This is a genomic window from Chitinophaga sp., assembly GCF_039596155.1.
Classification (GTDB): Bacteria; Bacteroidota; Bacteroidia; order Chitinophagales; family Chitinophagaceae; genus Chitinophaga.
Genome location: NZ_JBCNKF010000011.1, coordinates 194,000 through 213,484, shown reverse-complemented (window position 1 = coordinate 213,484; position 19,485 = coordinate 194,000). Strand labels below are relative to the sequence as shown.

Genomic DNA, 19,485 nt, shown 5'->3' with positions numbered 1-19,485 from the left:
AGGGGAACCTGAGGGAAGCAATTGGGCATCTGAATGCCACTATGGGTAACTTTACCCGTACCTCCGCATCCCTGAATAATATGCTGGATCCCAAACATGGTAATGTGCCTGCTACTTTTGACAACCTGCAGTCACTCACTGCCAACCTGGAAGCAAATAATGACAAGATCACCGCTATTCTGGCCAATGCAGAAAAAACAACTGCGGCCCTGTCTAGCGGTCAACTGGATAAAACGCTGCTGGAACTGCAGCAAATGGCGCCCCGCGTGAATGAAACAATTGCAAAACTGAATAGTACTGATGGTACTACAGGCATATTGCTGAAAGATAAGAAGGCAAAACATTAAGAGAAGTACGTCTGGGGCACTTTTGCTTCTATTAGTGAAGCGAGGTCCGCACTCTCCCGTGCCAAAAAGCTGGATTCCGGAACATCATTTATAATGGATCCTGAGCAAAATACCCTGGCTCAACGATAACTCCTCCCCTCGCCCCTTAGTGTTTTTCCCCCTGTACCCTTCCCCCAACTTTTTCCCAACCTGATCATTTCCAATACTTCATATTATATTTACATTTTTAAATATTAGTTAAAACAGGTGTGGTATTTGCAATTGAAAATCAGGATTTGATTGCCCGCATCCTTTTTTGATTATTTTTGCAAGAACGTATAACGTATTCACATGCTTAAAGTATCGAACGAAACTAAGGTTGGCATCCTGGCTGCAGTAGCTATCGCAATGCTGATTTTAGGTTTTAATTTGTTGAAAGGTAAAAGCCTTTTTTCGCATAGCAAGACTATTTATGCTGTATATACACAGGTAAATGGCCTCCAACCTTCCAGTGCCGTACAGGTAAATGGGCTCGTGGTAGGTAATGTAGCCAACCTGGACGTAATGGATAAGAATGCAGGCCGCATTCTCGTAACACTGACTATCAAGAAGAAGATTGATATTCCGCGTAATTCAGTTGCCCGTATCACCAGTGATCTGTTAGGCACCAAGACTGTACAGATCGATTTTGGTAACGCGAACGATTATCTTAAAGACGGCGACACGGTATATGCTGCCGTAGACGGTTCTGTCACAGATGCACTGAAAGAACAGCTGAACCCATTGGTGCAGAAGCTGGAAGGGACGCTGGGCTCCGTAGACTCTGTGCTCATGACCGTGAACTCCATCTTTGACACCACCACCAAGGGGAACCTCAGGGAAGCAATTGGGCATCTGAATGCCACTATGGGTAACTTTACCCGTACCTCCGCATCCCTGAATAATATGCTGGATCCCAAACATGGTAATGTGTCTGCTACTTTTGACAACCTGCAGTCACTCACTGCCAACCTGAAAGCAAATAACGACAAGATCACCGCTATTCTGGCCAATGCAGAAAAAACAACTGCGGCCCTGTCTAACGGTCAATTGGATAAAACGCTACAGGAGCTGCAACAGATGGCGACCCGCCTGAATGAAACCATTGCAAAACTGAATAGTACAGATGGTACTGCGGGCATGCTGCTGAACGACAAGAAGGTATATGTGAACCTGCAGAATTCACTGAATAGCCTGAATAAATTGTTGGAAGACCTTCGTGTAAATCCAAAAAGGTATGTACACTTTTCTTTGTTCGGTAAGAAATCCAAACCACTGCCCATACCATCAGATACTGCTACGGCACAATGATTTTAAACATGCAGCATTTAGCTAAAGTCGGGCTTATCCTCACCGGGATCTGCCTTGGCGGTATATTCTCTGCCAGGGCGCAGGATACCCTTCAGCAAAATACTCCTCAGCAAAAGAATGATACTGGTAAAGTCATCCATATCATTCATGCTGACTCGTTGAATGTAGTGACGAAGAACGGGGTATCGCTGAACCGGTTTATTAATCAGGTGATCTTCCGCCAGGGAAATACGTTGTTTTATAGTGATAGTACCTTTATCAACAAGGCAACCAATGTGCTTGATGCCTATGGTCATATTCATATCAACCAGGCTGACAGTATTCATATCTATGGTGATTACCTTCATTACGAAGGAGAGACACGCCTGGCTACCATGCATGACAATGCCCGCCTGACCGATGGAAAGATCACCATCTCCGGTCCTGAGCTGCAATATGACATGAATGCGCGGATCGGTACTTATACCAAAGGTGGTAAACTTGTAAACGGTACCAGCGTACTGACCAGCCAGGAAGGTTTTTACTATGCCGATACCAAAGACGTTTATTTCAAAAAGAATGTATTGCTTGTAGATCCTGAGTATACCCTCACTACTGATACGCTCTTATATAATACGGTCACCAAGGTGGCTACCATCGTGGCGCCTACCACTATTAATGATGGTAAGACGATCATGTATACCACTTCCGGCGAATACAACACAGAAAGTGGAGAAGGGAATTTCGACAGCCGCCCTACTATTGAAGATAGTGCGACCACTGTGACTGCAGACAGGATCATTATGGACAAAAAATCCGGGATGGCGCATGCCTACGGGAATATGGTTTACAGAGATACGGCGCAGCATATGAGTCTTCTTTCCAACTATGGTACTGTGAACCAGGCGAAGAAAACCATTCTTGCTACCCAGCATCCGCTCATGATCCTGGAAGGTAAAACGGATACCCTGTACCTGTCTGCCGACACTTTGTATTCCGCAATTTTAGGCAGGGACAGCCTCTCAGTAAGCAAACCGCCGAAAGATACAAGTCATGCTGTTCGGGAGAAACCGGCAGAAAAAGCAATGCCGAACCTGGCCAAAGCGGATAGTATAGTGAAAGCGTTGCCTGATAGCACAGCCAGGGCCTTATCGGATAGCATACAGTCCTTAGCTAAAGTAAATGTTGAGGATAGTCTGAAAGCAGATAGTATGCCTGCAATAGCTAAACAAGTGCCGTTGCCGGGTAAGCCAGGTAATCCTCCGATTCCGGAAAAGCTCGCTCCTGCTGCTAACAAATTCAAAGAAAGCCTGCAAAAAGCAAACGGCCAACCTGATCATGAACGGGATAGTCTCATGAGCGTAGTAACGGATACTGCCAGCCTGGCCCTTGTAAATCCTGCGCTACCAAAAGGAGTAAGAGACAGCCTGGTAAAAGCAGGTCCTGATGTATTGCAGAATAAACCAGATACTTCCAAAGCAAAAGACACGACCGAAATCAGGTATGTCATGGCCTGGCACAATGTAAAAATCTACTCTGATTCATTACAAGGTGTGGCTGATAGCGTATTTTATTCTACAAAGGATTCTGTTTTCCGCTTTTATCGTAACCCGGTATTGTGGGCTAATGGCACACAGTTGAGTGGAGATACCATTCACCTCTATACAAAAAATCAAACTGCAGATAAGATCTACCTCACGCAAAATAGTCTGATCGTAAAAGAAGTCAGCACTGATCTGTATGACCAGATAAAGGGTAACTTCATCACCGGGTATTTTAAAAATCAGAACCTTGACTGGATGCACGTGGATGGTAATGCAGAAAGTATCTATTATGTACAGGATGATGATGGTTCGATCATTAGTGTAAATAAAACGCTGAGTGGCGTGATCAATATGTACTTCCTGGAAGGACAATTGCATCATGTGAACTTCATCAAGGATCCGGAAGGTACGATGTATCCATTCGGGCAGCGACCTATCGATCAGATGCAGCTGCCTAATTTTAAATGGGATATCAAGCGCAGACCGAAGTCGAAATACGAGCTGATGGGTGGCGTCACAGAAAAGATACCCGCACCTGCTCCCGATACAACAGTAACAAATACTTTACCTTAAACAATTATCATGATTAAACGGCTCTTCTCTCCTTTTTACAACTTTTTTAATGACAGCAGAGCCACAGGAATTGTTTTAATTATATGTACGATCACATCCCTGCTGCTGGCTAATTCTCCTGTAAAGGATAGCTGGTTGCAGGGATGGTCGTTTGCAGCACATGGCATCAATGATGGCCTGATGGTGCTCTTCTTTTTCCTGGCTGGCATGGAGATCAAAAATGAGCTTGTTAACGGGGAATTATCATCCTTAAAGCAGGCTACGCTGCCTGTATTAGCGGCCTTAGGAGGCATGCTTGTACCGGCGGGGATCTTTGCATTGTTCAACCATGGAACTCCGTATGCAAATGGCTGGGGTATACCCATGGCCACTGATATTGCCTTCTCATTGGGAGTGATCTCATTGTTGGGGAAACGTGTACCACTGGCGTTGAGAGTCTTTCTCACAGCTTTGGCCATTATAGATGATCTGGGTGCGATAGTAACCATTGCCGTTTTCTATACGGCAACATTGCATGTGATGTATTTGCTGGCAGCAGCTGGAATATTCGTGCTGTTAGTTGTTTTAAATAAATATAAGGTACAGCAGCTTTTATATTATTTCATTCCCGGCATCCTGCTGTGGTATTGTGTTTTACACTCCGGCATTCACGCTACTATTGCAGGGGTATTACTCGCCTTTACGATCCCGCTTACAAAGATTGATGCGTTGATTCATCACCTGCACAAGCCTGTTAATTTTATCATTATGCCATTGTTTGCACTGGCGAATACAGCGATTGTAATACCCGGTGACCTGGGGTATATCTTTCAGCATACCATTAGTTATGGTATCATTGCCGGCCTGGTATTGGGTAAGCCGCTGGGCATCTTTTTCTTTTCATTTATAGCTGTCAAAACACGCATTGCCGCCCTGCCCTCTCAAAGCAGCTGGCAACAACTAACAGGCGTCGGTTTACTGGCTGGTATTGGGTTCACAATGTCTATATTTATTGCAACATTGGCCTACACAAATCCTGAATGGCAGGTATATAGTAAAATAGCAGTCATGACAGCGTCCCTGATTGCTGGCCTGGCAGGCTATTTTTATCTACACAAAAGATAGCTGTCTCATCCGCGCAATATTCTGTATCTTGGCACCGTTATTGCGAAGCATTGCAAATAACAAATGAAAAAGATCCTGTTCATAGCCTTGCTATTAGGATTGTACAGTAGTACTACAGAGGCACAAACAAAAGGCAATCCGCAATTGGGTGTGCGCGCTGGTTTACCATTTGGAGCTACAGTACGATACTTTTTTGACGATGCCAACGCAGTAGAAGGCATCGCAGGGGCTTATTCTCAAACTTATACTGTCACCGGACTATACGAGCATCATTTTGACCTATCGGCGCTGACTACGCAGGGATTTGCATGGTTCATAGGCGGAGGAGCTCATATGGGAAGCCGGACAGTATCGGGAAATACAAAGTTTATAGGTGGCGTAGATGGTATTGCAGGTGTAGATTACACCTTTCCTTCGCTCCCGCTGAACCTGAGTATTGACTGGAAACCTGCAGTTCATTTTAATACAGATAACGACCTGACTGATTTTGCCATATCCATCAGGTATACGTTTGGAAAATAGTTTATTGGAATACCTTTTATAAAAATTATTGAAACAACCTTTTTTCTTAAAACCAAAAACAGATATGAAACAACTTGTGTTATTATTCAGCCTGTGTACTGTAATGGCATTTCAGGCTAATGCACAACGTCGCGGTAGCGCTAAAGACTACGTAAACGCGGTAGGCGTAAGAATGAACCCATGGGTCATAGGTGCAACTTTCCAGCACTTCTTTACTGAAAATCATGCTTTTGAGGCAATTGCTTCGACTAACTATTCCCGTCGTACCAACGTGACATTCACTGCATTGTATGAGTACCATTTTGACCTGGGTGATACGCCGCTCCGTATGTATGCGGGTGGTGGTGTACATGTAGGTGTATATGATCGCTGGGATTATGATCGTGATCGCTATTTTGAGCATGGTGATGGTTCTTATGCCACTCCGGGTGTTGATGGTATTATCGGTCTGGAATACAAATTCAAAAAGATTCCACTGGTGATCAGTGCTGACCTGAAACCATATGTAAACTTCGTAGGTGGTACGCACCACATTGGCGAAGAGATCGGTGGTGCTTCTGCAAGATACACCTTCTAATAAGGATATACTTTACAATTGAAAAAGCTTCTGTCGCTGACAGAAGCTTTTTCTTTTTTATATTTATATGTATGAAGATTTTCACGGCACAACAGATTCGCGAAGCAGATGCATTTACAATTGCACATACTCCCATCAGCAGCCTGGACCTGATGGAAAAGGCTGCCGGCGCCTGTACAACCTGGATTTGCAAACATTTTGCCCCTGAGACACCTGTTTATATCTACTGTGGTATGGGTAACAATGGCGGAGATGGGTTGGCCATCGCACGGCTGCTTAGAAACAGGGGCTACGATGCTCATGCATATATACTGCATCATAGTGAGAAAGCATCGGCCGATCATGCGGCGAACCGGGAAGCCCTGCAGCAAAAATACCCGGATGCCCTGCATGACATTCCTGATACGGCTTCCATACAACAACCGCCTGCTGGTGTGCTTATCATAGATGCTGTATTGGGTACTGGACTCAGCAGACCTGTGAGTGGCTGGCTGGCAGGTATTATTCATCAGTTGCAGGCATTATACACTACACATACCATTATTGCCATCGATCTGCCATCGGGGATGCGCGCTGATAGCTCTTCATTGCATTCGCCTGTTGTAAAAGCACACCATACACTAAGCTTTGAGTTTTATAAACTTGCTTTTTTATTTCCAGAAAATGCAGGCCTGACAGGCGATGTGCATGTCTTACCCATTGGACTGCACCCTGATTATATCCAGCAGACACCTACCCCTTTTCATATCAGTGATGAAGCCCTGATTAAGCGTATTTACAAACCCCGCTCTCCTTTTGCCCACAAAGGCACCTATGGACATGCCCTGCTGGTAGCTGGCAGTGAAGGCAAAATGGGCGCTGCGATATTGAGTGCTAAAGCTTGTCTGCGGGCGGGTGTGGGTTTGTTATCCTGTCACGTACCAAAGTGCGGATATACTATTATACAGATCGCTGTACCTCCCGCTATGTGCATAGTAGATGAGCAATACGATCACAGTTCCGGTTTCCAGACAGCCCCCTCAACATACAAAGTAATTGGAATAGGCCCTGGTATTGGCACTGCTGCTGGTACTGCCTGGGCACTGGAACGACTCTTTGAGCTCTATCGTCAACCGATGGTACTGGATGCAGATGCACTCAACATCATCGCGACTACACCGGGTCTGATCGACAAGGTGCCGGCGGGCAGCCTGCTCACCCCACATCCTAAAGAGTTTGAGCGCCTCTTTGGCAAGACTGCCAGCAACAGGGAACAACTGCAGGTTTTATCCCACAATGCGATTGAAAAAGGTCTCTGCATCTTGTTGAAAGGCCGGTATACGGCGATGGCATTTCCTGATGGCAGCATTTATTTTAACACAACCGGCAATCCTGGTATGGCAAAAGGAGGCAGCGGGGATGTATTAACAGGAATTCTAACGGCACTTTTGGCACAGGGTTACAGTTCAAGGGAAGCAATGCTGATGGGCGTATATATCCATGGTCTGTCTGGCGACTATGCCGCTGAAACGCTCTCCCAGGAAGCAATGACACCTGAAGACCTGATTGACCATCTCGGTAAATCCTTTCTGGGCCTGCGTAAATAAGGCACTACATCAATATGCACCCCAAAAAACCCGGAAATAACGGCTTTTCCCTATCAGTTACTTATCTATTTCCCATCAGACAATTCGTAAAGGAATAAAGTTTATATTTATAGAATTGTAAAAAATCACGTATATGAATATCGTTTACCTCGTTCCATGTTTTGGCTTACTTGCCCTGCTATTTACGGCAGTCCGCAGTGCATGGGTGTCCCGCCAGGATGCCGGCAATGAAAGGATGACAGAAATAGCCCGCTACATTGCAGAAGGGGCAATGGCTTTTCTGAAGGCTGAATACAAGATCCTTACCTATTTTGTAATTATCGCCGCTATCCTGTTGGGGATAATGGGAGCATCTCATGAAAACTCTGACTGGACTATTGCTCTTGCATTTATCATTGGTGCTGTATTCTCCGCTACAGCCGGTTTCATTGGAATGAGAATCGCAACGAAAGCAAATGTACGTACCGCTCAGGCTGCACGTACCAGCCTGTCACAAGCCCTCAAGGTTTCCTTTACCGGTGGATCTGTAATGGGTATGGGTGTTGCCGGTTTGGCTGTATTAGGCCTCGGCGCCCTGTTCATCATTCTGAAATCTTACTTTGGTGCCATTCCTAACACCAACGAGATGATCAAAACCATCGAAGTATTGACCGGTTTCTCACTGGGTGCAGAGAGCATCGCACTGTTTGCACGTGTGGGTGGCGGTATCTATACAAAAGCTGCGGATGTAGGCGCCGACCTCGTAGGGAAGGTAGAAGCCGGCATCCCTGAAGATGATCCGCGTAACCCTGCTACAATTGCGGACAACGTAGGAGACAACGTAGGTGACGTAGCCGGTATGGGCGCCGACCTGTTTGGATCTTATGTAGCTACTGTACTGGCGACAATGGTACTGGGCAGTGAAATTGTCTCTAACGACAAATTTGGTGGCCTTGGCCCCATCCTGCTGCCGATGATGATCGCTGGCTTTGGTATTTTGTTCTCCATGATCGCTACCGTGTTTGTTCGCATTTCTGACAGTGCAGGTCTGAACACCAGCACCGTACAAAAAGCATTGAATATGGGTAACTGGGGATCTATTGTACTATCAGCTATCGCCAGTGCCGCGTTGGTTTACTGGATCCTGCCTGAAGGATCAATTTACCTGAAACGTGATTATTTACCTGGAACAAATGATTTACGTGAAGGTACCAAAGCAATTACCCAGAGTGGTGTGGTAGGAGCTATATTCGTGGGATTGGCTGTGGGTACGCTGATGAGTATCATCACTGAGTTTTATACCGCGATGGGCAAGCGTCCGGTGTTGTCTATTATCCGTCAGTCTTCAACAGGTCATGCTACCAATGTGATCGGGGGGCTGGCAGTGGGTATGGAATCTACAATGCTGCCGATCATTGTACTGGCTGCGGGGATCTATGGATCTTATGCCTGTGCAGGCCTGTACGGCGTGGCCATCGCGGCTGCCGGTATGATGGCTACTACAGCTATGCAGCTGGCAATCGATGCCTTCGGCCCTATTGCAGATAACGCCGGTGGTATCGCAGAAATGAGTGAACTGCCTAAGGAAGTAAGAGAGAAAACGGACATCCTGGATGCAGTAGGTAATACAACAGCTGCTACAGGTAAGGGCTTCGCTATTGCATCTGCGGCTCTGACAGCGCTGGCATTGTTTGCAGCGTTCGTAGGTGTAGCCAGGATCAATGGTATAGATATTTATAAAGCGAATGTACTCGCTGGTCTGTTCATCGGCGCCATGATTCCGTTTATTTTCTCTTCCCTGGCTATCAGGGCAGTGGGAGAGGCGGCTATGAGCATGGTGGAAGAAGTAAGAAGACAATTCAGGACCATTCCGGGTATTATGGAAGGTACAGGCAAACCGGAGTATGATAAGTGTGTGGCCATTTCCACCCAGGCTTCTATCAAGAAAATGATGGTGCCTGGTGCGATTGCCCTGATCACGCCTATTGTAGTTGGTTTTGTATTTGGTCCGGAAGTACTGGGTGGTTTCCTGGCAGGTGCCACCGTAAGTGGAGTACTGATGGGAATTTTCCAGAACAATGCGGGTGGTGCATGGGATAATGCCAAGAAATCCTTTGAAAAAGGAGTGGTGATCAATGGTGAGACTTATTACAAAAAGTCAGAGCCGCACAAGGCGTCCGTAACTGGTGATACCGTAGGTGATCCTTTTAAGGATACTTCAGGTCCATCTATGAATATCCTGATCAAATTGATGTCTATTGTAAGCCTGGTAATAGCCCCCACCCTGGCAGAGATCCATCATACAGGACAACCTGCAACTGCGAAAAAGCAACCACTTAAAGTTGAACAGGTGATCGCTAAAAAGTAATGATTCTGAAGATTATAATAAAAAGCCCTGGCCTAACCGCCGGGGCTTTTTAGTTATAGCTTAGTCGAACAAGCGTCGAAGAAGCGTCGAAGAAGCATCGAACAAGCGTCGAAGAAAGCTTATAGCGAGCTTATAGAAACGCCATCTAATAGATTGTATATTATATAGTTATCAATTTATTTGGTAGAATTAAAAAAGGTTTTATCTTTGTACTGTAATCATTTTAATTACAGTATGGTTAAAAGTAAGTTTGCAATCTCGATTCATATCCTCAGCCTGCTCAGCCTATCTGATTCGGAGTGGCTGTCGAGTGATATTATTGCCGGCTCACTCAATACCAACCCCGCGCTGGTACGTAAAGAACTGGCGGCCCTCAAAGAGGCTGGTCTTGTAGAAGGCAAAGAAGGCAAAAACGGGGGCAGCCGGCTGACCAGGCCAGCAAACAATATTTACCTGTCGGATGTTTTCCAGATAGTAAAGGAAAACCACATCTTCGGCTTCTCCCCCAACCTTCCCAACCCTGCCTGCCCTGTAGGCAGAGAGATCAATGGAGCACTGGAAGGCCTTTTTGACATCATCGATCAGGCCGTATATGAGAAACTGAAGAGTACCACACTGGCGCAATTCAGCGCTCAGTTAGTGTCTTGATTTTTTTTGCACCAAACTGTAACAATTTTAATAACAATAATAAAAATAGTAAAACAATGAAATTAACCATCGTAGGCGCGTCTGGCTTTATTGGCGGCGCATTACTAGCTGAAGCACTGGAAAGAGGACATGAGGTAACTGCTATTGTACGTAACCCGGAGAAAATTACCCTCACCCACCCTCACCTGACTGTAAAGCAGGGTGACGTAGCTGATGCTGACAAACTAGCTGAATTGGTAGCGGGCACCACAGCTATCATCAGCTCATTCAACGCCCATGACACACCAACTTACCTGAAACTGATCCAGGGCCTGGCAAATGGGGCGAGAAAAGCGGGTATTAAACGTGTTTTGGTAGTAAGCGGTGCAGGTAGCCTGGAAATCGCTCCGGGCAAGCAACTGCTGGATACCCCTGATTTCCCGGCTGAATGGAAAGGCGGTGCCACTGCAGCCCGTGAAGGGTTCTACTGGTTAAGAGAACAAAATGACCTGGACTGGACAGTGATGAGCCCAGCTGCTTATATCTTCCCTGGTGAGCGTACGGGTAAGTTCCGCCTGGGTAAAGATACGCTGGTAACAGATGCTGAAGGTAACAGTAAGATTTCAAATAAGGACTATGCAGTAGCGCTGATTGATGAAGTAGAGAAGAATCAACATGTGAAAGCAAGATTTACTGCTGCTTACTAAAATAACAAAGGGGGCTGATTATAGCCCCCTTAATTTTGCCGGGCTTACCCCGAATTTCTTTCTGAATGCAGTACTGAAGTGCTGTACGGATGAAAAACCCAGCTCCTCAGCGATCTGCGTTACTGATTGCACCGGCGATTGTAATAATTGCCTGGCGTGCTCCATTTTATGATCGTTCAGGTATCCAAACACGGTATTATCAAATACTTGTCTGAATCCATTTTTCAGTTTAAACTCGTTTAACCCTGCTGCCCTTGATAGCTCTGTAAGTGATGGGGGCGCCTGCATATGGATCAGTAAAAAGTCCCTCGCAAAGTAAATCCGCTCTCTGTCTGCTGCTGATAGCGCAAACCGCTCCTTCCTTATCGTTTCCGCCTGCTCGTGCTGTTCACATTGCAAGGCGAGTAACTCTATGACTTTAGATTGCAGGAAGAGTTTTTTATGGCCTCCCTGAAACTGGCAGTTCCTGATCTCATCCAGGATCATCAGCATGCGTGCAGTGATCGGATGGTTACTTCTTTTATTTAAAATGATAGGTTTATTGCCCGCTACATTGTTTGCCAGCATATCCAGAATTCGGCCATTATTATCGGCCAGTTGCAGGAATCGCTCCTTGCTGAAGTTCATACCGACTACTGCCAGCCCGTCCTGTTTAATGATATGTGCGTTCTCCACGCCCCCCGGATTAAAATACAGGTTGTGCTCCCGGGAAGCAAAGAGGCGCTCCCGCTCATACCCCACATTGGTATTGAACTGCCCTTTTACCATAAAGAACAGCGATACCGCCGGTGTAGCTTCAGTAGCATTCACATGGAGATTCTCATATACAGAGGCATCGCCGGAGAAAATATGGTAACCGTCAAAAAAGGTTTCCCGGAACACCGCTTCCCCGAAATGGTACTTGATCTCCTGCTTCTCTTCAACCAATCTTGTAGAAAAGAGTTTCTCCTGCAGGTCATCGCCCATATCCTCCTCGAGCAATAATTCATTTATATCATTCCTGATCTGGACGCCCATAATAATCCGTTAAATATAAAATTTAATCCTTTTCGTGTAACAGTTAGCCAGACGATGTGCACCACCTTTGCACAAAGCTAAATATTATAATCAAATGATCGGAATATTCAAAACAAATATCAGTACAGACCAGGATAAGTTAAAGGTGATTGCTGCCATCCGGCATGAATTCCGGATTCAAGCCTGTACTGTAGATATTGAAGATTGCGATAAAGTATTAAGGGTTGTAGGACAAAATTGTCCTGTGAACGAATCTGAAGTTATTTTCCTACTGCAACGCATGGGTTATCAATGTGATATACTCGACTGAGCCATATTTTTTAAAAATTTCCCGGCCAACCCATAGGGGTAACCCCAATATCCCACGTCATATATGCGTGTTTAGATTACAACAAGCGCACCTTACAACATTTGTAAATTTATAACTATCAAATCCTTTTATGAAGACAAGGCTAGTAAAGCTACTGTCCATTGGCATTCTTTTGCTTTGGGCGCTACAGTCAAATGCGCAGCAACGGTTTACATTAAGCGGATATGTAAAAGACCAGCAAAACGGTGAGAGCCTCATTGGGATCTCCGTTTCCAAAGCGGGAACAGGCCTCGGTACTGTTACCAATGAATATGGCTTTTATTCCCTCACACTGCCTGCCGGCGACCATGACATTCAGTTTTCTTACGTAGGGTATGCTCCTGTTAAGACCCATATTACACTGAAAGGAAACCAGACACTGGATATTAAACTGGATAAGTCCAGCAGCCAGCTGAATACGGTAACAGTGATCGGCGACAATAAAGAAAAAGCTGTTAATACATTGACTACCAGCATCAATCGTCTCGACATTGCACAAATGAAAAAGATGCCCACTTTCATGGGAGAAGTAGACGTACTGCGCTCTATACAGACTCTGCCCGGTGTACAAACCGTAGGTGAAGGTGCCAATGGCTTCAACGTACGTGGTGGTGCGGCAGATGAAAACCTGATCCTGCTGGACGAAGCCCCTGTATACAACTCTACACACATGCTCGGCTTCTTCTCGGTATTCAACCCGGATGCGGTAAAAAGCGTAAATCTCATTAAAGGTGGTTTTCCGGCTGAATACGGCGGTCGTACTTCTTCAGTACTTGATATACGCATGAAGGACGGGAACAACCAGAATATGGCTATAAATGGCGGTATCAGCAATGTATTTAGCCGTCTCTCCATCGAGGCCCCTATCGTGAAGGACCAATCTTCCTTTATCGTAGCTGCCCGCCGTTCTTATATCGACATCCTTATGAAGCCTTTCCTGAGTGGTGATACGAAGGATACCAAACTGAACTTCTACGACATCACAGCCAAGGCCAACTTTAAACTGAATAAGACCAATACCCTCTTTGTGAGCGGTTATCTGGGTAGAGACGTATTCGGTTTTGGTACGGATGTGAATATGAACTGGGGTAATAAAACGGCTACTGTAAGATGGAATCATGTGTTCAACAACAGATTGTTCCTGAACCTGACTACTTTTTATAGTAACTATGATTATAGTCTTAAGTTTAATAACGGCTCTACAAAGAATGAGAGCGATAACTACCAGGCCTACAACTGGACATCCAACATCATCAATTATGGTTTTAAACCAGGCTTTACTTACTATGTGAATGCAAAGAACAGTGTACACTTCGGTGTACAGGGCATCTACTACACATTCAAACCCGGTAAAGGTGTGAGTCAGGATGGTGCCAACACCAACGTAAAGAACCTGACACAGCAACATGGTCTGGAAGCTGCAGCTTACATTGATCACGAGTGGAAACCCAGCAAGAAATTCGGTGTACAGTATGGCCTGCGCTTTTCTGAATATCAGTTCCTTGGTAACAGCACCGCTTATTACTACAATGATACCACACCGGGTGTACGTAAAACCCTCATTGGTAGCAAAACATATGGTTCGAATGAGCTGATCAAAGCTTATAACTACCTGGAGCCAAGGATCAACATTCGCTATGGTATCAATGACAACAATGCCGTGAAAGCATCTTTTGCCCGTACCACACAGTACATGCACCAGTTGTCAAACACCGCCTCTCCTACTCCACTCGATATCTGGACTCCAAGTACCAACAATGTTCAACCACAGGTTGCTGATCAGTACACCGTTGGCTATGCATACGATGCAACAAGTGGTAAGTATGAAATATCTGCTGAAGTGTTCTACAAAAACATGAACCATCAGCTGGATTATATTGATAATGCCAACCTGCAGTTGAACCAGTACATTGAAGCAGACCTGCTGCCAAGCAAAAGCCGCTCTTATGGTTTGGAGGTAATGGCAAAGAAAGAAATTGGTACTACTACAGGCTGGATCAGCTATACACTGTCAAAGTCAGAACGTAAAACAGAAGGTATCAATCAGAACGAATGGTTCCTGAACCGCTATGACCGTACCCATAACGTGAACGTAGTAGTGACACATGAAATTAACAAACGAACTTCTTTCTCGGCCAACTGGGTGTATGCAACCGGTACGCCAACTACCTATGCAGACAGCCGCCTGGAATACCAGGGATGGGATATTCCTTACAACAGTACTGACAAACGTAATACTTATCGTATGCCGGCCTTCCATCGTCTGGATGTATCCCTGACACTGAAAGGCAAGCAACTGAAACGCTGGAAAGGTGAGTGGGTATTCTCGCTGTACAATGTGTATGCACGTCGCAATGCTTACTCTATTTACTTCCAGCAGAACGAAGATGATAAGAACAAGAGAGAAGCCATCCGCCTGTCTATCATTGGTTCTGTCATCCCAGGTATTACTTACAACTTTAAATTTTAACCGTCATGAAGAAGAAATTTTTCCGACTCTCAATATTTGCAGCTTTAATAGCAGGGTTTAGTTCCTGTACAGATGTAATTGATCTGAATGTTCCTGAAGGTACTTCTTATCCTGTGCTGGATGCGTGGATCACTACTGAACCGGGTACACAGTATATCAGATTTACAAAGTCTGTACCCTACACACAATCAGGAGCAACGCCAATTATCAGCAATGCGACCATCACACTGTACGATGAAACAACTGGTGATGTTTATCCTTTCATATTTACTGATTCAGTGTACAAATGTGAGCCCAGCAGCGGACAGATAGGTCACGTAAATCACACTTACCGCCTGCGTGTGGAGTATGATTCAAATATCTACGAAGCGACGGACACCATTAAACCAGTAGCAGCCATTACCAATGTGGATTATAAATACAAGAAGGAAAATACGGATGGTGCACGTAAAGATGGTTACTATGTACGATTCTATGCAAAAGATATGGCTGGTCAAACAGATTATACCTGGATCAGATCTTACAGGAATGACATGAGCAAAGGCAACATTCTGGAAGATAACTACGTGATAGATGGTGGTTTCTCCGAAGGTTTGTCTGATGGACAGGAGTTTCCACAGTTCGTAGGCGAAAGTGTAAATGATTATGAGCATCCTTTCCTGAAAGGCGATCTGGCAATTATCAAACTGCGTTCTCTGACTTATCCAAGCTACTTTTGGGTAACGTCCGTGCAAACACAGATGCAGTCAGGCGGATTGTTTGCCACAGTATTAGCGAATGTTGGTACGAATGTTAAGAATGTCACCGATGGTGGTGGCAAAGGTAAAATACTTGGATGGTTTGGAACCTCCGCTGTAAGTGATACCTCGATTACTACGAATTGATCTTCTTTATAAGGGAGTGGTCCGGTTCTCAACATAACTAACCGGCCACTCTCCTTTCTTCTCTCTCTTTCTTTAAACTTAATTTTATGAAAAAAGCGCTGTTGGCGCTGCTGGTACTGTTAGCAGTACAGCAGGCCTGGGCTCAGACTGCCCAAACTGAAACGTTATTCTCTAAAAAATCTACTTCCAGCAAAATCGGTGCGTATGGTGTGCCTGCGGCCAATTTAACATCCATCGGAGGTAAATTCGCTTCCATGACCGGAGGATATGGCGGGGTGCTGCTCAACAGGAAATGGATGTTTGGCGCAGGTGCCTATTCCCTCGCAAACAACATCACTTCGAGTTATGCACCTAGTGCGACCAACGGCTATAAGCAGTATCTGAATTTCTGGTATACCGGCCTCGCTGTGGAATACATCCACAATACTGATAAGTTAATTCACTGGACAGCCGGCGCACTGGTAGGTGGCGGTGCCGTAGCAAGAAGAAACAAAGCCAATTTTGATCTGAATGATGATGATATACATTATCATTCTTACGACAGGAGCGAATTGTTTGTAGCAGAACCATTTGCCAATATCGAAGTAAACGTAACCAGCTATCTGAGATTGGACCTGGGAGCGACTTACCGCTTTGTACAGGGCTCAAATACACCCAATATATCAAACGGAGATCTGAGCATGGCTTCATTCCATTTCGGAATTAAGGCAGGTAAGTTCTAAACAATACTATGCCAGGCATTGCTATCTGCTCTGTCTTGCTGAAATGGGGGCCCGAAGGATGGCATGCCTGTTTTTAATAGCTCACAGATAATAGCATGTGCTGCACATTTTTACAATATGCTACCTGCGTCTGCCAGGTATCCCCATAAGCGTCTGTATCAAAAAGATACAGGCGCTTTTTTTATCTGTTAACCTAACTGCCCCCTTTTTCTAAAGTTTTTAAAAATAAATTTTGCAATTACGAAAAGTGTCGTACATTTACTTACGAAGATATTCGTAGATCAATAATCATTGAAAATAAATGAGTACAGCAAAAAATAGCAAACCGACGGAAAGTGAACTGGAGATTCTTGGAATCCTGTGGGAAAAAGGTGCCGCTACTGTAAGGGACGTGCACGATGAGCTGTCAAAAAGCAAAGATGCAGGGTATACCACTACCCTGAAGCTAATGCAGATAATGCATGAAAAAGGCTACTTAAACAGGGATGCCAGCAGCAAAACACATGTGTACACTGCTGCTATTTCACAGGAAAGTACCCAGCAGCAATTGCTGAACAAAATGATTGATACCGTATTTAATGGTTCTGCTTCTCAGTTAGTCATGCAGGCCCTTGGTCATCATACTTCTTCCAAGGAAGAACTGGACAAGATAAGGCAATACCTGAATGATATAGAAGACCAGCAAAAAAGGTAAACTCAAGTTCTATGGCAGCACAATTTGTTCTCCCAACCATTCTGATACAGGCTTTTGGATGGGCGCTTTTACATTCCATCTGGCAGGGGTTCCTGATCTTTGCTTGTCTGCGGCTTGTATTGTATATCTGGTCGCACATGAGTGCCCGGATCAAGTATAACCTGTGTTACCTGTCAATGACAGGGATCTTTACCTGGTTCTGTATTACGCTCTGGCAACAGGTCGCTGCTGCCCTGCGTGTACGACAGGCTACCTGGGTGATGATCGAAACGGGCGTGCGCCAAAAGCACATGAACATGCCTGCTATATACCAGAGTCAAAGCTCCATCAAGCACTTCATTCCCCAACTGGAAATGTGGTTTCCTCTCGTGGTTGCCTTGTATGTTACGGGAGTTGCTGTCATGAGTATTAAACTGATTATGGATCTGGTGCAACTGAAACAGATCCGCAACAAACAGGTGCTACCCATAGATGCAGAATGGGAAAAACACCTGGAGCGGCTAACTGCCCGGTTACGGATTCCCCGTAAAGTGCAGTTGCTGATCTCCACACACATCCAGGTTCCGGTTATGATCGGCTTTCTGAAACCGCTGATCCTGCTGCCTGTAGCCATGTTCAACGACCTGACTGCCGAACAGCTGGAAGCCATCCTCCTGCACGAGCTGGCACACATCAAACGCAATGATTATCTACTCAATATCTTCCAATCTATCGTTGAAACAATTTTATTCTTTAATCCTTTTATCTGGTGGATCACTAAAAACATCCGCCTCGAAAGAGAACACTGTTGCGATGACCTTGTTATTGCAAGTCAGGTGCAACCCCTGCAATATGCCAAAGCGCTGGTAGCATTAGAAGAATACCGGTTAACAGTTAATGCACTCGCCATGGCAGCGGCAGATAATAAACAACATCTATTTCACCGCATTAAACGCATCATGGAAATGAAAACTAAAAATATTAATTATACACAAAAACTGTTGGCCGTAATGATCATCGCCGTGGGCCTGATCACCATCGCATGGCTGAATCCCATTCAGGCACGTGCCAGGAAAACCACCAGGAAGACAGCTGAACCTGTACTGACCAGCATCTCCCGCACTTACATGGGTGATACAACTCAACCTAAAGCCACCGTTCATACTGAAGAAAAAGACGCGGAGCAAATGGACAAGGAAGCGCGGGAAGCGGACAAAAAGGCCGCAAAAGACGAAGCCATGGAAGATATAGACTGGAATGATGTGAATGATGAAGTAGCTAACGCGATGAAGGAAATGAATTGGGATGCCATCAACAAAGAAGTGGAGAAAGCGATGAAAAGTGTTGACTGGAACCAGATGCATAAAGATGTTACGCAATCTATGAAACAAATTGACTGGAACCAGATGAACAAGGAGGTTGAGCAAGCCATGAAACAAATTGACTGGCGTGAGGTGAACAAGCAGGTGAAGGAAAGTCTGAGAACTTCCAACATGCATTCCAATGTAGGTGTAGACATCGACACCAACGTTATCCAGGAAGGCATCCGTGTGGGCCTGGATGCGGCAAGGGCTGCGATGAAAGATGCAATCCCTGCAGCGCAGATGGGTATAGAATCTGCCAGAGCTGCTATGAACAGCCAGGAATTCAAAGATGCGATGGAGAAAGCCCGTCAGGAAACTGCAAAGGCGATGAAGGAATCTAAAAAGCAAATGCAGCTGGCGATGGCGACCGCAAAAACAGAAATGAAAAAACAACGCATCGCCGAAGCGAAATACCGTGAAGACATGGCACATGCCAAAGGTGATGGACAGTACAAGGAAATGATTGATAAGATGGCTGCTGATAAACTTATTGATACGAACAAAGGCTACAAAATCGAAAAGAAAGACGGTAGTCTTTACATCAACGACGTTAAGCAGTCAACTGATGTAGCAGACAGATATAAATCTTACCTGAGGGCTGCCAAAAAACTGTCTATTCTTGGCAAGGAAGATAACCTTACCATCAGTGTAGAAGAATAATATTTCAACGGGTTTTTCGCCAGAACCTATCATTTATACCGCGCTACTGCCGTTCCTACGGCAGTGGCGTTTTTATTTCATGGTTCCCCCTTATCTTTATGTAC

At 45.2% G+C, this 19,485-nt stretch carries 17 protein-coding genes; 16 read left to right on the top strand and 1 reads right to left on the bottom strand.

Translation table 11 applies throughout. From position 1 onward, the window contains the following. The 10 genes from ABDW33_RS13450 to ABDW33_RS13405 all read left to right on the top strand — a co-directional run. On the top strand, positions 1-347 hold a 347-nt coding region (locus ABDW33_RS13450), incomplete at its 5' end, for a hypothetical protein (RefSeq protein WP_343690583.1). A 330-nt stretch (positions 348-677) separates the two neighbouring features. Continuing rightward, entirely contained in the window at positions 678-1,676 is a 999-nt protein-coding gene (locus tag ABDW33_RS13445) for an MlaD family protein (protein ID WP_343690582.1), read from the top strand. Between the two features lie 8 nt (positions 1,677-1,684). Beyond that, complete coding sequence (locus ABDW33_RS13440) at positions 1,685-3,772, top strand: OstA-like protein (RefSeq protein WP_343690581.1); 2,088 nt, start codon at positions 1,685-1,687, stop codon at positions 3,770-3,772. Between the two features lie 9 nt (positions 3,773-3,781). Beyond that, positions 3,782-4,876, top strand: a complete 1,095-nt coding sequence (nhaA, locus tag ABDW33_RS13435; RefSeq protein ID WP_343690580.1) for a Na+/H+ antiporter NhaA — start codon at positions 3,782-3,784, stop codon at positions 4,874-4,876. A gap of 63 nt (positions 4,877-4,939) precedes the next feature. Next, a complete protein-coding gene (locus ABDW33_RS13430; RefSeq protein WP_343690579.1) occupies positions 4,940-5,398 on the top strand; it encodes a hypothetical protein in 459 nt (152 codons plus the stop codon). 64 nt (positions 5,399-5,462) lie between these two features. Beyond that, positions 5,463-5,975: a hypothetical protein gene (locus ABDW33_RS13425; protein ID WP_343690578.1), complete on the top strand. Its 513-nt coding sequence runs from the start codon at positions 5,463-5,465 to the stop codon at positions 5,973-5,975. 71 nt (positions 5,976-6,046) lie between these two features. Next, a complete protein-coding gene (locus ABDW33_RS13420; RefSeq protein ID WP_343690577.1) occupies positions 6,047-7,561 on the top strand; it encodes an NAD(P)H-hydrate dehydratase in 1,515 nt (504 codons plus the stop codon). Positions 7,562-7,694: 133 nt separating this feature from the next. Then, complete coding sequence (locus ABDW33_RS13415) at positions 7,695-9,908, top strand: sodium-translocating pyrophosphatase (protein WP_343690576.1); 2,214 nt, start codon at positions 7,695-7,697, stop codon at positions 9,906-9,908. 234 nt (positions 9,909-10,142) lie between these two features. Beyond that, complete coding sequence (locus ABDW33_RS13410; protein WP_343690575.1) at positions 10,143-10,556, top strand: Rrf2 family transcriptional regulator; 414 nt, start codon at positions 10,143-10,145, stop codon at positions 10,554-10,556. 56 nt (positions 10,557-10,612) lie between these two features. Continuing rightward, positions 10,613-11,242 carry an NAD(P)-dependent oxidoreductase gene (locus tag ABDW33_RS13405; RefSeq protein WP_343690574.1) on the top strand — a complete coding sequence of 210 codons (630 nt, stop codon included), beginning with the start codon at positions 10,613-10,615 and terminating at the stop codon, positions 11,240-11,242. Positions 11,243-11,260: 18 nt separating this feature from the next. On the opposite strand, the gene ABDW33_RS13400 is transcribed toward ABDW33_RS13405, so the two are convergent. After that, the gene (locus ABDW33_RS13400) at positions 11,261-12,259 is read right to left on the bottom strand and encodes an AraC family transcriptional regulator (protein WP_343690573.1); all 999 of its coding nucleotides are present in this window, start codon (positions 12,257-12,259) and stop codon (positions 11,261-11,263) included. A gap of 94 nt (positions 12,260-12,353) precedes the next feature. Between ABDW33_RS13400 and ABDW33_RS13395 the strand changes: the two genes are divergently transcribed. From ABDW33_RS13395 to ABDW33_RS13370, 6 genes are all read left to right on the top strand, one after another. After that, positions 12,354-12,569: a hypothetical protein gene (locus ABDW33_RS13395; RefSeq protein ID WP_343690572.1), complete on the top strand. Its 216-nt coding sequence runs from the start codon at positions 12,354-12,356 to the stop codon at positions 12,567-12,569. A gap of 130 nt (positions 12,570-12,699) precedes the next feature. Beyond that, positions 12,700-15,078 (top strand): TonB-dependent receptor, encoded by a 2,379-nt coding sequence (locus ABDW33_RS13390; protein WP_343690571.1) that lies wholly within the window; start codon positions 12,700-12,702, stop codon positions 15,076-15,078. 5 nt (positions 15,079-15,083) lie between these two features. After that, positions 15,084-15,962 (top strand): DUF4249 domain-containing protein, encoded by an 879-nt coding sequence (locus ABDW33_RS13385; protein ID WP_343690570.1) that lies wholly within the window; start codon positions 15,084-15,086, stop codon positions 15,960-15,962. 86 nt (positions 15,963-16,048) lie between these two features. After that, on the top strand, positions 16,049-16,684 hold the full coding sequence (locus ABDW33_RS13380) for a hypothetical protein (protein WP_343690569.1): 636 nt from the start codon (positions 16,049-16,051) through the stop codon (positions 16,682-16,684). A gap of 301 nt (positions 16,685-16,985) precedes the next feature. Further along, positions 16,986-17,378, top strand: coding sequence for a BlaI/MecI/CopY family transcriptional regulator (locus tag ABDW33_RS13375; RefSeq protein WP_343690568.1), 393 nt, complete (start codon positions 16,986-16,988; stop codon positions 17,376-17,378). An 11-nt stretch (positions 17,379-17,389) separates the two neighbouring features. Continuing rightward, a complete protein-coding gene (locus tag ABDW33_RS13370) occupies positions 17,390-19,381 on the top strand; it encodes a M56 family metallopeptidase (protein WP_343690567.1) in 1,992 nt (663 codons plus the stop codon). Positions 19,382-19,485 lie beyond the last annotated feature (104 nt).